This window comes from Chitinibacter sp. ZOR0017, from assembly GCF_000799095.1.
Taxonomy (GTDB): Bacteria; Pseudomonadota; Gammaproteobacteria; order Burkholderiales; family Chitinibacteraceae; genus Chitinibacter; species Chitinibacter tainanensis.
This window is the reverse complement of the sequence record NZ_JTLG01000018.1, coordinates 75,894-87,803: the sequence shown is the minus strand read 5'-3', so window position 1 is coordinate 87,803 and position 11,910 is coordinate 75,894. Positions and strand designations below refer to the sequence as shown.

At 55.5% G+C, this 11,910-nt stretch carries 13 protein-coding genes; 10 read left to right on the top strand and 3 right to left on the bottom strand.

The features are described 5' to 3' along the window. The 9 genes from L991_RS17675 to L991_RS06715 form a co-directional block, all read left to right on the top strand. Nucleotides 1–186, top strand: a 186-nt coding sequence (locus tag L991_RS17675) for a hypothetical protein (protein ID WP_231550500.1), incomplete at its 5' end; no start/stop codon positions are given. 219 nt (nt 187–405) lie between these two features. Beyond that, nucleotides 406–897 carry a D-glycero-beta-D-manno-heptose 1-phosphate adenylyltransferase gene (gene rfaE2 / locus L991_RS06750; RefSeq protein WP_047393597.1) on the top strand — a complete coding sequence of 164 codons (492 nt, stop codon included), beginning with the start codon at nt 406–408 and terminating at the stop codon, nt 895–897. Further along, entirely contained in the window at nt 898–2,232 is a 1,335-nt protein-coding gene (locus L991_RS06745; RefSeq protein WP_052190691.1) for a mechanosensitive ion channel family protein, read from the top strand. A 49-nt stretch (nt 2,233–2,281) separates the two neighbouring features. Then, entirely contained in the window at nt 2,282–3,466 is a 1,185-nt protein-coding gene (locus L991_RS06740; RefSeq protein WP_047393571.1) for a fatty acid desaturase, read from the top strand. Between the two features lie 77 nt (nt 3,467–3,543). Further along, the gene (locus L991_RS06735) at nt 3,544–3,894 is read left to right on the top strand and encodes a RidA family protein (RefSeq protein WP_028449783.1); all 351 of its coding nucleotides are present in this window, start codon (nt 3,544–3,546) and stop codon (nt 3,892–3,894) included. Between the two features lie 74 nt (nt 3,895–3,968). Continuing rightward, nucleotides 3,969–5,036 carry a glycoside hydrolase family 18 protein gene (locus L991_RS06730; RefSeq protein ID WP_052190690.1) on the top strand — a complete coding sequence of 356 codons (1,068 nt, stop codon included), beginning with the start codon at nt 3,969–3,971 and terminating at the stop codon, nt 5,034–5,036. Between the two features lie 11 nt (nt 5,037–5,047). Next, nucleotides 5,048–5,572: a methylated-DNA--[protein]-cysteine S-methyltransferase gene (locus tag L991_RS06725; RefSeq protein ID WP_197053831.1), complete on the top strand. Its 525-nt coding sequence runs from the start codon at nt 5,048–5,050 to the stop codon at nt 5,570–5,572. Continuing rightward, nucleotides 5,572–6,531, top strand: a complete 960-nt coding sequence (gene xerD, locus L991_RS06720; RefSeq protein WP_052190689.1) for a site-specific tyrosine recombinase XerD — start codon at nt 5,572–5,574, stop codon at nt 6,529–6,531. The genes L991_RS06725 and xerD overlap by 1 nt, the downstream gene beginning before the upstream one ends. 85 nt (nt 6,532–6,616) lie before the next feature. Further along, complete coding sequence (locus L991_RS06715) at nt 6,617–7,432, top strand: mechanosensitive ion channel family protein (RefSeq protein WP_047393569.1); 816 nt, start codon at nt 6,617–6,619, stop codon at nt 7,430–7,432. 104 nt (nt 7,433–7,536) lie between these two features. Here the strand turns inward: L991_RS06715 and clpA are convergent, their stop codons facing one another. Then, nucleotides 7,537–9,804 carry an ATP-dependent Clp protease ATP-binding subunit ClpA gene (clpA, locus tag L991_RS06710; RefSeq protein ID WP_047393568.1) on the bottom strand — a complete coding sequence of 756 codons (2,268 nt, stop codon included), beginning with the start codon at nt 9,802–9,804 and terminating at the stop codon, nt 7,537–7,539. Nucleotide 9,805: 1 nt separating this feature from the next. Continuing rightward, nucleotides 9,806–10,114 carry an ATP-dependent Clp protease adapter ClpS gene (gene clpS / locus L991_RS06705; RefSeq protein WP_028449788.1) on the bottom strand — a complete coding sequence of 103 codons (309 nt, stop codon included), beginning with the start codon at nt 10,112–10,114 and terminating at the stop codon, nt 9,806–9,808. Nucleotides 10,115–10,359: 245 nt separating this feature from the next. On the opposite strand from clpS, the gene L991_RS06700 reads away from it, so the two are divergent. Beyond that, a complete protein-coding gene (locus L991_RS06700; RefSeq protein ID WP_028449789.1) occupies nt 10,360–10,563 on the top strand; it encodes a cold-shock protein in 204 nt (67 codons plus the stop codon). A 118-nt stretch (nt 10,564–10,681) separates the two neighbouring features. Here L991_RS06700 and icd read toward each other — a convergent pair whose 3' ends face one another. Next, nucleotides 10,682–11,905, bottom strand: coding sequence for an NADP-dependent isocitrate dehydrogenase (gene icd, locus L991_RS06695; protein WP_028449790.1), 1,224 nt, complete (start codon nt 11,903–11,905; stop codon nt 10,682–10,684). Between the last annotated feature and the right edge of the window lie 5 nt (nt 11,906–11,910).

The window sequence follows — 11,910 nt, the reverse complement described above, 5'->3', positions numbered from 1 at the left end:
GCTTTGCGCGGCGGAAGTGGAAAAGCGCTGAACACCGGCAAAGCAAAGCCTCGCACAACATCCACGACAGACAACAGCACCACGAACCGGCCGCGCCCAAGCCAGCAAACCCAAAAACAAAGCCCAGCTACGCTGGGCTTTGTTTTATCAGATGCAATTTTTAGATTATGGGGAGTATTCTGCTAGAAGCTCTGTAAATAATAGATCCTAGGCGGATACCCCGTAGTATGCTGGTAAATGACGGCACTGATTTGCATCTATTCGATTGGGATTGCTCATTAGCCCATCATCGCAGAAGTTCCTTCAACAATTAACATCGCTCTTGGCTATCACTGGCATCGCCCTCTCCTTATAATGCCGGATATTGATGCACTGCTGGCCCTTGATGTGGCCGATGAGAATACGATGCAAAACTATCCCACGCCCGACTTTGAACAAAAAATAGTCGCCCCTGCTGATTTGGCGGCTCGTTTGGCGGCCTTGCCAAAACCAGTGGTTTTTACCAATGGCTGCTTTGATATCCTGCACCGCGGCCACGTTACCTATTTGGCGCAGGCCCGCGCGCTGGGCGGCAGTTTGGTGGTGGCGCTGAATACGGATGCTTCGGTGCGCCGCTTGGGGAAGGGTGATGACCGCCCGATTAATCCGCTAGAAAACCGTGCGGCCGTGATGGCTAGCCTCGAATCGGTGGCACTGGTGACCTGGTTTGATGAAGATACCCCGCTCAATCTGATCGAGATGGTGCAGCCGGATGTTTTGGTGAAAGGGGGGGACTGGGCTCCCGAGGCGATGGTAGGAAGTCGTGAAGTGCTCGCGCGGGGGGGCGCGGTGCATTCGATTCCATTCCGTTTTGCGACTTCAACCACGCAAACTCTGCAAAAAATCCGGGGGGCCTAAATGGAGCTCGAACGGCATAATCTCTTAGCCAAGCTGATTCATGATGTGAATCAGCTGGGTTTTGCACACCCGCAGATCATTACGCAGGGCATTTTGCTGCTCTTGTGCTGGGGGCTGGCCTACTGGGTATCGCGCCGTATTTTGCGCTCTTCGACCATTGCGGGCATGCGCTGGAAAACGGGTGAAGATGGCCTGCGCCGCATCCTTTTCCCCGTGCTCGCGCTTATCCTGGTGAGTGTCAGCAATTTGACCTTGTCGCTGCTGGAAGGGCATGTGAATTCGCTGCTGCGGGTGGCCAATTTGCTGATGCTGGCGATGGTGAATATTCGGCTGCTGGTGTATGTGATTCGCCGGGTCTTCCAAGATGCCAAATGGGTGCAGCAATGGGAGAAATACATCGCGCTGGTGATTTGGGGCCTGTATGTCTTGCATGTCGTCGGTATTCTGCCGGAAGTGCTGCAAACCCTTGATGAAATCAGTTTCAACGCCGGCAAAGTGCATATTTCGGTGCTCACCGTGTTGCAAGGCCTGCTTTCAGTAGGGGCGACCTTGTTGCTGGCGATGTGGGCTGGGCGCACGATTGAAGCCCGCTTAATGGCCACCGATGTGATGGAAATGAACGTCCGCGTGGTGCTGGTGAAAGTGATGCGCTCGGTGCTGGTGGTGCTGGCCGTGTTGCTGTCTCTCTCGCTGGTGGGCATCGATCTCACGGTACTGTCGGTGTTTGGTGGTGCGCTGGGTGTGGGTTTGGGTTTTGGTTTGCAAAAGATCGCCTCGAATTATGTCTCGGGCTTTATCATTTTGCTGGATCGCTCCATCAAAATGGGCGATCTGATTACCGTGGATAACCGCCAAGGTGTGATCAGCGGCCTCACCTCGCGCTATATCGTGCTCAAAGCGGCGGATGGGACGGAGTCGCTAGTGCCGAACGACACGCTGATTACCCAAACCGTGGTTAATCAATCGTATAACGATCGCTCGGTGTGGGTCGGCTTGCCGGTGTCGGTGGCGTATGATTCCGATCTAGAGCTGGTCATGAAGATTATGGTGGATGTGACTAAAGACAATCCACGTATTCTGCCGCACCCTGCGCCGGGGGCGTTTGTCACGGCTTTTGCCGATAGCGGGATTAATCTCACGCTGGGTTTCTGGCTGGCCGACCCTGAAAACGGACAGATGGGGCTCAAGTCTGAGCTCAATCTGAGTATCTGGCGCGCCTTTAAAACCCATGGCATCGAGATTCCTTACCCACGGCGCGATGTCATGATCCTGCCGCCAACCGGCCAGCCGGCAGAGGCGCCGAAGAATTCTGCAGCGCCTGAGGTTTCTGCGTAAAATCAGCACAGAGGCCACCCATCGGTGGCCGGCTTGAGGAATAAGAAGTATGTCTTGGTTGAATGGTTGGATTGATTTGCCGTGGTGGGGATATATCCTCGTTACGCTGGTTTTAACACACATCACGATTGCCGCGGTCACGATCTTTTTGCATCGCCACCAAGCGCACCGCGCGCTGGATTTGCATCCGCTGATCAGTCATTTTTTCCGGTTCTGGCTCTGGCTGACTACGGCTCAGGTCACCAAGGAATGGGCGGCCATTCACCGCAAGCATCACGCCAAATGTGAAACTGCCGAAGACCCGCACAGCCCGCAGGTGTTGGGGCTGAAAAAAGTCTTCTGGGAAGGCTGGGAGCTGTATCGCGCCGAAGCCAAAAATCAGGAAACGCTGCAAAAATACGGCCACGGTACACCCGATGACTGGATTGAGCGCCATTTGTATACCCCGCATAGCGTCTGGGGCCCAACGACCATGGCGGTCTTGGATTTGCTGCTATTTGGTGTGAACGGTATCTGGATCTGGGCCGTGCAAATGATGTGGATTCCGATCATGGCAGCCGGGGTAATTAATGGCATCGGCCACTTCTGGGGCTATCGCAATTTCGAATGTGAAGATGCCTCCACCAATCTGCTGCCGTGGGGGATTTTGATCGGCGGCGAAGAGCTGCATAACAATCACCACACCTTCGGCACCTCGGCCAAGCTGTCGTATAAGTGGTTTGAGTTTGATATTGGCTGGCTGTATATCCGCACGCTGGCCTTCTGCCGCTTGGCCACTGTGCGCAAAGTAGCGCCCAAGCTCAAGCAAGGCACCGCCCGGCCGGTGTTTGACGAGCTGGCCGTTCAGGCTGTGATCGCCAATCGTTACGCCATCGCCGCCAGCTACGCGCGCACCTTAAAAGCCACTGTGGCCAGCGAAATCGAGCAATTGCGCGCCAATGCCAGCTTGCCGGCGCTCAATTTCAACCCGGTGCGGCAAATGAAAATCTGGCTGAAACAAGATGCCAAAGATACCCCGGTGGCGGAGCAAACCAGCTTGCAGGCACTGCTGGCGCAAAGCGCGGTGCTCACACAGGTGTATCAGATGCGCCAAGAGCTGACCCGCATTTGGGAGCGCTCAACGCTGACCCGCGCCGAGCTGGTTGAGCAGTTGCAGGATTGGTGCCAACGCGCCGAAGCCAGCGGGATTAAGGCGCTGGCCGACTTCTCGCTCAGGCTGCGGGCCGTGGCTTAAGCCAGCCAATTTATCCAGGCGAGCTGCGGCTCGCCTTTTTTCATCGTTCGCTTTTTATTCTCACAAGGAATGTCATGATGTCATCGATTCAGCGTTATCACGTTGGCCCTCGTCTGTGCGAAACCGTCGTGCACAACAATACCGTGTATCTTGCCGGCCAGATTGCCGAAAACCTCGATAAAGACGCTCTCGGGCAAACCGAAGAAGTGCTGGGCTGCATTGATAAGCTACTGGCCGAAGTGGGCTCGGATAAAAGCAAAATTTTGCAGGTGACGATTTTCCTTACCGACATGGCTGATTACGATGCCATGAATCAGGCCTGGTCTGCCTGGGTGCCGGCCGGCCACACCCCCGCGCGCGCCACGGTGCAGGCCAAATTGGCCGATCCACGTTATCTGGTGGAAATGACCGTGATTGCTGCGCTGTAATACCTGTTTGGGGTATTGCCATCTAAGCTAATTTTGATAATGCTTGCAGGGTAATACCCTGATAAGGAACTGCAATGCCGATGCTGCTGGCCTATCTGGCCACTTGGGAGCCATATGCTTTTGAGTCATTGCCGGTCGAAAAACTGAGCCATCTTTGCTATGCCTTTGCGGTGATTCGCGATGGAGAGCTTGATTTGCCGGGCGCATTCAGTGGCGATGCCGCCGCCTTGGCGCAGCAAGAGGCGGTGATGCAGCAAATGCTCGCGCTACGTGCGCGTAATCCGGCCTTGCAGATCTTGATTTCGGTGGGGGGCTGGAGCGCCGATGGCTTCTCCGATGCTGCGCTCACCGCCGAATCGCGTGCCAAGCTGGTGGCTTCGGGTCTGGCCTTTATCCGCCGCTATGGGCTGGATGGGATTGATCTGGATTGGGAATACCCCAGCAACGATATGGCCGGCATTCGCGCCCGCCCGCAAGATCGGCAAAACTTCACCCTGCTACTACAAGACTTTCGCCAGGCACTCGATGCCGAATCGTGCAGCGCAGCCCGACCGGCGGCACGCCCGTATTTGCTGAGCATCGCCGCGGGTGCGGGGCAGTATTATCTCGATGGGGTGGAGATCGGACCAGTGGCCGCGGCCTGCGATTTTATCAATCTGATGACCTACGATTTTTACAATGGCTGGGCCACGCGGGCCGGCCATCATGCCAATTTATATCCGCCAGCTCACGAGCCAACGGCCGATAGTGCGGCGGGTGCGGTGGCGCTGTATGTGGCCAATGGCGTACCACGCGAGAAATTAGTGCTGGGTTGCCCATTCTACGGCCGCAGCCTGCAAGGCGTGGCGGCGCCCGGTTTGGGCGCAGCTGGGCAGGCCGGCAGCAATGCGGCGCCGGGCTTTGCCAAAATTCGCCCCTTGCTGAGCGATCCGCGCTGGCAGCAACAGCGTGATCCGGTCGCGCGGGCGCCGTGGCTGTACGATGGTGATACCTTTATCAGCTATGAAGATGAAATCTCCATCGCCGAAAAAGGCGCCTTTGCGCGCGCAGAGGGGCTAGCCGGGGCGATGTTCTGGGAGTTGAGCGAGGACGATAACCAGCGCTTGCTCACTGCACTGCATGCCGCGCTGTATGCTGAGTAGGGGTATTGCTTTTGAATCTAAATAATACAAGCTCTAGCGGGCAATACGGCATGGGGTATCTGGCTGGGGCGAGCGATTTTGCCCAGCTGGTCACCCCATTTGGGGGCCTTGCCCTGTGGGCCAATGCGCAGGCGCTATTGCGGGTGGAGTTTCTGCTCGAGGCGCCGCCAGCGGTGGTGCCTACTGGCGCGATCTTGCAAGAGGCCGTGCGCCAGCTGGAAGCCTATTGGCATAACCCGCATTTCACTTTTACTTTGCCCCTGCTGAGTGTCGGAACTGCGCATCAGCAACAGGTGTGGGCGGCGATGCAGCGTATCCCGGTGGGGCAAACGCGCAGCTACGGTGAGCTGGCGCGCGAGCTGCAATCCAGCGCTTTGGCGGTGGGCACCGCCTGTGGGCGCAACCCGTATCCGGTGATTGTTCCCTGCCATCGGATTCTGGGCGCCAAGGGTTTAGGTGGTTTTAACGCCCAGCGGGATGGGCGCGACTGGTTGCCGATCAAGCGCTGGCTGCTGGCGCACGAGGGCGTGCACTGATGGTCGATGCCGCGAGTGATGCTGATGTCAGTGTGGCAGACGAGCGGGCCAGCGCTGTGGCCGCCACTACTGCTCTGATTGATGCGTTTTTGGATGGAATCTGGCTGGAAGAAGGGCTGGCGCGCAATACCATTGACAGCTACCGGCGCGATTTGCTGATCTGGGCGCAATGGCTGGCACAGGAGCGCGGGCAACATGATGTATTGCAGGTTGATCGCGATACCGTGCAGGCTTTTCTGGCGCGGCAGGCGCGGGATTTGAAAGCGGCGAGCCTTGCTCGGCGGATGGCCAGTTTGCGCAAGTTTTATCAGTACTGGCTGGCCCGAGAGCGGCTGACGCTCGATCCCTGTGCCGAGCTGGTCACGCCCAAGCGGGTGCGACCGCTGCCCAAATCATTGCCCGAAGATACAATCGAAGCGCTGCTGGACGCCCCCGATTTGGATACCCCCGCTGGCTTGCGTGATCGCGCGCTTCTTGAGCTAATGTACGCCACCGGCTTGCGGGTGAGCGAGGTAGTGAGCTTACCGCTGAGCCAGTTGCATCTGCGTGAGCGCTATCTGCGGGTATTGCACGGCAAGGGCGATAAACAGCGTTTGGTGCCGCTGGGCGAGGTGGCCAGCGAGTGGCTGGAGCGCTATTTGCAAGCAGCGCGCCCACTGCTGGTGAAACACGCCAGCGAGCCGTGTCTGTTTGTGAATCAGCGTGGCGAAGCGATGACGCGGCAAGGTTGCTGGTTCATCATCAAGCAATATGCCACCGCGGCGGGGGTGGCGGCCAGTCAGCTCAGCCCGCACGTTTTACGGCATGCCTTTGCCACGCATTTGCTCAATCATGGCGCTGATTTGCGGGTGGTGCAAAGCCTGCTTGGGCACGCCGATATCACCACCACGCAGATCTACACCCAGGTGGCGGCCGAGCGGCTGAAGTCACTGCACCAGCAACACCATCCACGCGGGTAACACCATCCCCGTTTTCATTTGGCTTTCTTGATGCCTACGGTATGATTTGTTGGCTTGCTATCAGCATTTCATAAGGAGAGCGTCAATGGATTCAAGTCTGGTGAATAAGTATCAAGATCTGATCATGGGCTATGTGGCCGAATTCGGGGTGAAAATCCTTGCGGCGATTGCCTTCTGGGTGATTGGCCGTTGGTTGATCGGGGTGGTGGTGCGCTTTGTACAAAGCGGCCTTTCGCGGCAAAAAGTGGACCCAACCGTCTTGCGGTATGTGGGCTCGGCCGTTACGGTGTTGCTGAATGTCTTGCTGGTGATCGGTATTCTGGGCTACTTCGGTATTCAAACCACCACCTTCGCTGCCTTACTGGCCGCTGCTGGTGTGGCGATCGGGATGGCTTGGTCGGGCTTGCTGGCCAACTTTGCCGGTGGTGCCTTCCTGATCGTGTTGCGGCCCTTTAAAGTTGGCGACATGATTTGCGCCGGCGGCGTAACCGGTATCGTGCACGAAGTGGGCCTGTTTGCCACCACCGTGATGACGCCCGACAACGTCTTGACTGTGGTTGGCAACAACAAAATCTTTAGCGACAACATTGCCAACTACAGCGCCAACGCTTATCGCCGTGTGGATCTGAAAGCCCAGCTGTCAGGGGCGGCGGATGCGCCCGCAGCGATTGCGGCGCTGAAAGCGCGCATTGCTCAAGTACCCAATGTACTGGCTGAGCCTGCGGTGGAAGTGGAAATCCTGGATTTCCAGCTGGTAGGCCCTGTGCTGGCGGTGCGCCCGTATTGCCACAATGATCATTACTGGCAAGTGTATTTCGATACCAATCGCGCCATTCTGGAAACCTTGGCGGCCTTCCCAGCGCCAACCCCGGCGCAGCTGGTGACCGTGGTGCAGAAATAAGCCCCAGCAATAAGTATTTGCACCCCAATAAAAAACCCGCCAGCTGGCGGGTTTTTTATCACTGGCATTTGCAGATGATCTTCAGAAAATACCCTGTGTGGGTATTAGGCTGGGGCCATTTCTTTTTGAGGGATGGAGAGCGACACCTTGCCATTGTCGTCGATGTCGATGGTGACTTCGCCGCCATTCACCAGCCGGCCAAACAGCAATTCGTCCGCCAGCGCTTTGCGGATGGTGTCCTGAATCAGGCGGGCCATTGGGCGCGCGCCCATTTGCGGGTCGAAACCATGCTGGGCCAGATAATCTTTCAGCGCCGGTGAGAAATGCGCGTCGACTTTCTTCTCGTGCAGCTGCGCTTCCAGTTGCATCAGGAATTTGTCGACCACCTGCAGAATGATTTCGTGCGTTAGCGGCGCAAACGGGATAATCGCATCTAGCCGGTTGCGGAATTCCGGCGTGAACATGCGCTTGATTTCCTGCATTTCGTCGCCGGTTTCCTTGCGGGCAGTAAAGCCGATCACCGATTTATTCAGCATTTCTGCGCCCGCATTGGTGGTCATAATGATCACCACGTTGCGGAAATCGGCTTTGCGGCCGTTGTTATCGGTGAGCGTGCCGTGATCCATCACCTGCAACAGCACGTTGTAGATATCCGGATGCGCTTTCTCGATCTCATCCAGCAGCAAGACCGCATACGGGTGCTTATTGATGGCTTCGGTTAAGAGCCCGCCCTGTTCAAAACCCACATAGCCCGGAGGCGCGCCAATCAGTCGGCTAACCGCATGGCGCTCCATATATTCGGACATATCAAAGCGGATCAGCTCGATGCCCATGGTGTAGGCCAGCTGGCGGGCCACTTCGGTTTTACCAACCCCGGTTGGGCCACTAAACAGGAAGGAGCCAATCGGTTTTTGCGGGTTGCCAAGGCCAGCACGCGCCATCTTGATCGATGTGGCGAGTACTTCGATGGCTTTTTCCTGCCCGAACACCACGTTTTTCAGATCGCGCTCCAGCGTTTTGAGCGTGTTTTTGTCGTCAGAAGAGACTGATTTTGGTGGGATACGCGCAATTTTGGCGATGATGTCTTCGATCTCGCCTTTGCCGATGGTTTTTTTCTGTTTCGAGCGCGGCAAGATTTTTTGCGCCGCGCCGGCTTCGTCAATCACATCAATCGCTTTATCCGGCAGATGGCGGTCATTGATAAATTTAGCCGACAATTCTGCCGCCGTGGTGAGCGCCGCAGCGGTGTATTTTACGCCGTGGTGGCTCTCAAATTTATCTTTCAGCCCTTTCAGAATCTCAATGGTTTGCTCGATCGTCGGCTCAACCACATCGATTTTCTGGAAGCGTCGCGACAGCGCATTGTCTTTCTCGAAAATCCCGCGGAATTCACTGTAGGTGGTGGCGCCAATGCATTTGAGCGAACCATTCGACAGCGCCGGTTTCAGCAGATTAGAGGCGTCCAGCGTGCCGCCAGAAGCCGCACCTGCGCCCACCAAGGTATGGATCTCGTCGATAAACAAAATTGCGTTGCGCTCTTCGGAGAGCTGCTTGATGACTGCTTTTAAGCGTTGCTCAAAATCGCCACGGTATTTGGTGCCGGCGAGCAGGGCGCCCATATCCAGCGTGTATACGGTGGCATCGGCCAATACATCGGGCACATCGCCCTCGACGATTTTGCGAGCTAAACCGTCGGCAATGGCGGTTTTGCCCACGCCGGCTTCACCCACCAGCAGCGGGTTATTTTTGCGGCGGCGGCACAAAATCTGGATCACGCGTTCCAGCTCATGATCGCGGCCGATCAGCGGATCGATTTTGCCCGCCAAGGCTTGCTGATTCATGTTCTGGGTGTAGTTTTCCAGCGCGCCACCACTTGGGGTTTCATTGTCGCCATCTTCATTTTGTTCGCTTTTGGGCGCCGATTGTGGCGCGCTTTGGCTGCTTTTGCTGATGCCATGGGCGATGAAGTTCACCACATCGAGGCGAGTAATGCCTTGCTGATGCAGGAAATAGACGGCGTGGCTGTCTTTTTCGCCAAAAATCGCTACCAGCACATTGGCGCCGGTGACTTCTTTTTTGCCGGAAGACTGCACATGCAAAATGGCGCGCTGAATCACGCGTTGAAAGCCGATGGTCGGTTGGGTTTCGACTTCATTGGTACCCGACACCACCGGGGTGTGTTCGGTGACAAAGTCGCCTAGCTGCCGGCGCAGCTCTTCCAGATTGGCGCCGCAGGCTTTCATCACTTCAATGGCCGAAGGATTATCCAGCAGGGCCAGCAGTAGGTGCTCGACTGTGATGTATTCATGGCGCTTTTGCCGCGCATCCATGAACGCCATGTGCAAACTAACTTCGAGTTCTTGGGCGATCATTTTATTTCACCTCCATGATGCATTGCAGCGGATGCTGGTGCGCCCGTGCGTATTGCGTTACATCGGCCACCTTGGTGGCGGCAATGTCTTTCGGGTATGTCCCGCAAACACCACGACCTTCGTGGTGCACTTTCAGCATGATCCGAGTGGCTTGCTCACTTCCCAATCCGAAAAACTGCTGCAACACGTCAATGACAAAGTCCATCGGGGTAAAGTCATCATTGAGCAACACCACTTGCCACATCGGCGGAGGGGCGGTACGAACGTCTGCTTTTTGGAGCTCAGTGTCAAACTGATACGTCTGGGCCATGGGGTTCACTTACCGGAGTTTCACTTTCTATTTTGGCGCGCGCTGCTGTTTTTTCAAGCGTTAACGCCGCGCGACACTGTGAATTATTAATCGGGACATCTCTTGACCGCGATGGTTATTCTCGCGTAAAAAGTGATGCAAGCTTGGTGGAAGCAATTCTAGCAGGCTACCTTTCGGCGCGCTCATTTGAGTGTGAAGCCGATATTTCAGGAATATTATTTTTAAAGTCTGCAGGGTTCTTAGCTATGGCATTCGGTACTGTTAAATGGTTCAACGATTCTAAAGGTTTTGGTTTCATCACGCCGGACGAAGGTGGTGATGATCTGTTCGCGCACTTCTCGGCAATCAATATGCCAGGCTTCAAAACCCTGAAAGAAGGTCAGCGCGTGACTTTCGAACTGACGCAAGGTCAAAAAGGCCTGCAAGCAGCAAATATCCAGACCGCCTAAGCGTCTGCTTGCTGTAGTCAGATCAGCCCGCCGCTCGGTGGGCTTTTTTTATGTCTGGCGCTTCACCCATAAAAAAACCCCGCTAGGCGGGGTTTTTCAAGGCAGGCGTAGCCAGCAATTACATGCGTTCGATCATTGCTTTACCGAAGGCCGAGCAAGACACTTCTTGCGCGTCGTCCATCAGGCGAGCGAAGTCGTAAGTTACGATCTTGTCTTGGATTGCTTTGCCCATCGATTCGATGATCTTGTCCGCGGCTTCAGTCCAGCCCATGTGGCGCAACATCATTTCAGCAGACAGAATCAATGAACCTGGGTTTACTTTGTCTTGGCCAGCGTATTTCGGCGCAGTACCGTGCGTGGCTTCAAAGCACGCTACGTTGTCAGACAAGTTCGCGCCTGGAGCGATACCGATACCGCCCACTTCTGCCGCCAACGCGTCAGAAATGTAGTCACCGTTCAGGTTCAGGGTTGCGATTACGTCGTAATCAGCTGGACGCAACAGGATCTGTTGCAGGAAGGCGTCAGCGATCACGTCTTTGATCACGATGCCGTTTGGCAGTTGCAACCATGGGCCGCCGTCGATCTCAACGCCACCGAATTCTTTCTTGGCCAGCTCGTAGCCCCAAGTGCGGAACATACCTTCGGTGAACTTCATGATGTTACCTTTGTGAACCAAGGTAACGCTCTTACGGTTGTTGTCGATGGCGTATTGAATCGCTTTGCGCACCAGACGCTCAGTACCTTCTTTCGATACGGGTTTGATGCCGATTGAAGAAGATTCTGGGAAGCGAATCTTGTTCACGCCCATTTCTTTTTGCAGGAATTCGATAACTTTTTTCGCGCCTTCAGAAGTGGCGTCCCACTCGATACCGGCGTAGATGTCTTCAGTGTTTTCACGGAAGATCACCATGTCAACGAGGTCTGGGCGTTTCACTGGCGAAGGTACGCCGTCGAAATAACGAACTGGACGCAGACATACGTACAGATCCAGGTTTTGACGCAGGGCCACGTTCAATGAACGGATACCGCCGCCAACTGGCGTAGCCAATGGGCCTTTGATCGATACTACGTATTCTTTCAGTGCATCGAGGGTTTCTTGTGGCAGGTATGAGCCATCAGCGTACAGTTTTGAGGCTTTCTCGCCGCAGTAGATTTCCATCCAGTGGATTTTGCGCGCGTCGCCGTAGCATTTTTTCACAGCTGCATCGACTACATCGATCATAACTGGGGTGATATCCACACCAATACCATCACCTTCGATGAAAGGGATAATTGGATTGTCAGGAGTGGCGAGGTTAGGAACGATTTTCGCGCCGCCTTGTGGTACTTTGATCAGACTCATCGTGC

Coding starts and splice junctions, on each gene's coding strand:
- rfaE2 (WP_047393597.1), top strand. CDS start 406: ATGCAAAACTATCCCACGCCCGACTTTGAACAAAAAATAGTCGCCCCT.
- L991_RS06745 (WP_052190691.1), top strand. CDS start 898: ATGGAGCTCGAACGGCATAATCTCTTAGCCAAGCTGATTCATGATGTG.
- L991_RS06740 (WP_047393571.1), top strand. CDS start 2,282: ATGTCTTGGTTGAATGGTTGGATTGATTTGCCGTGGTGGGGATATATC.
- L991_RS06735 (WP_028449783.1), top strand. CDS start 3,544: ATGTCATCGATTCAGCGTTATCACGTTGGCCCTCGTCTGTGCGAAACC.
- L991_RS06730 (WP_052190690.1), top strand. CDS start 3,969: ATGCCGATGCTGCTGGCCTATCTGGCCACTTGGGAGCCATATGCTTTT.
- xerD (WP_052190689.1), top strand. CDS start 5,572: ATGGTCGATGCCGCGAGTGATGCTGATGTCAGTGTGGCAGACGAGCGG.
- L991_RS06715 (WP_047393569.1), top strand. CDS start 6,617: ATGGATTCAAGTCTGGTGAATAAGTATCAAGATCTGATCATGGGCTAT.
- clpA (WP_047393568.1), bottom strand. CDS start 9,804: ATGATCGCCCAAGAACTCGAAGTTAGTTTGCACATGGCGTTCATGGAT.
- clpS (WP_028449788.1), bottom strand. CDS start 10,114: ATGGCCCAGACGTATCAGTTTGACACTGAGCTCCAAAAAGCAGACGTT.
- L991_RS06700 (WP_028449789.1), top strand. CDS start 10,360: ATGGCATTCGGTACTGTTAAATGGTTCAACGATTCTAAAGGTTTTGGT.
- icd (WP_028449790.1), bottom strand. CDS start 11,905: ATGAGTCTGATCAAAGTACCACAAGGCGGCGCGAAAATCGTTCCTAAC.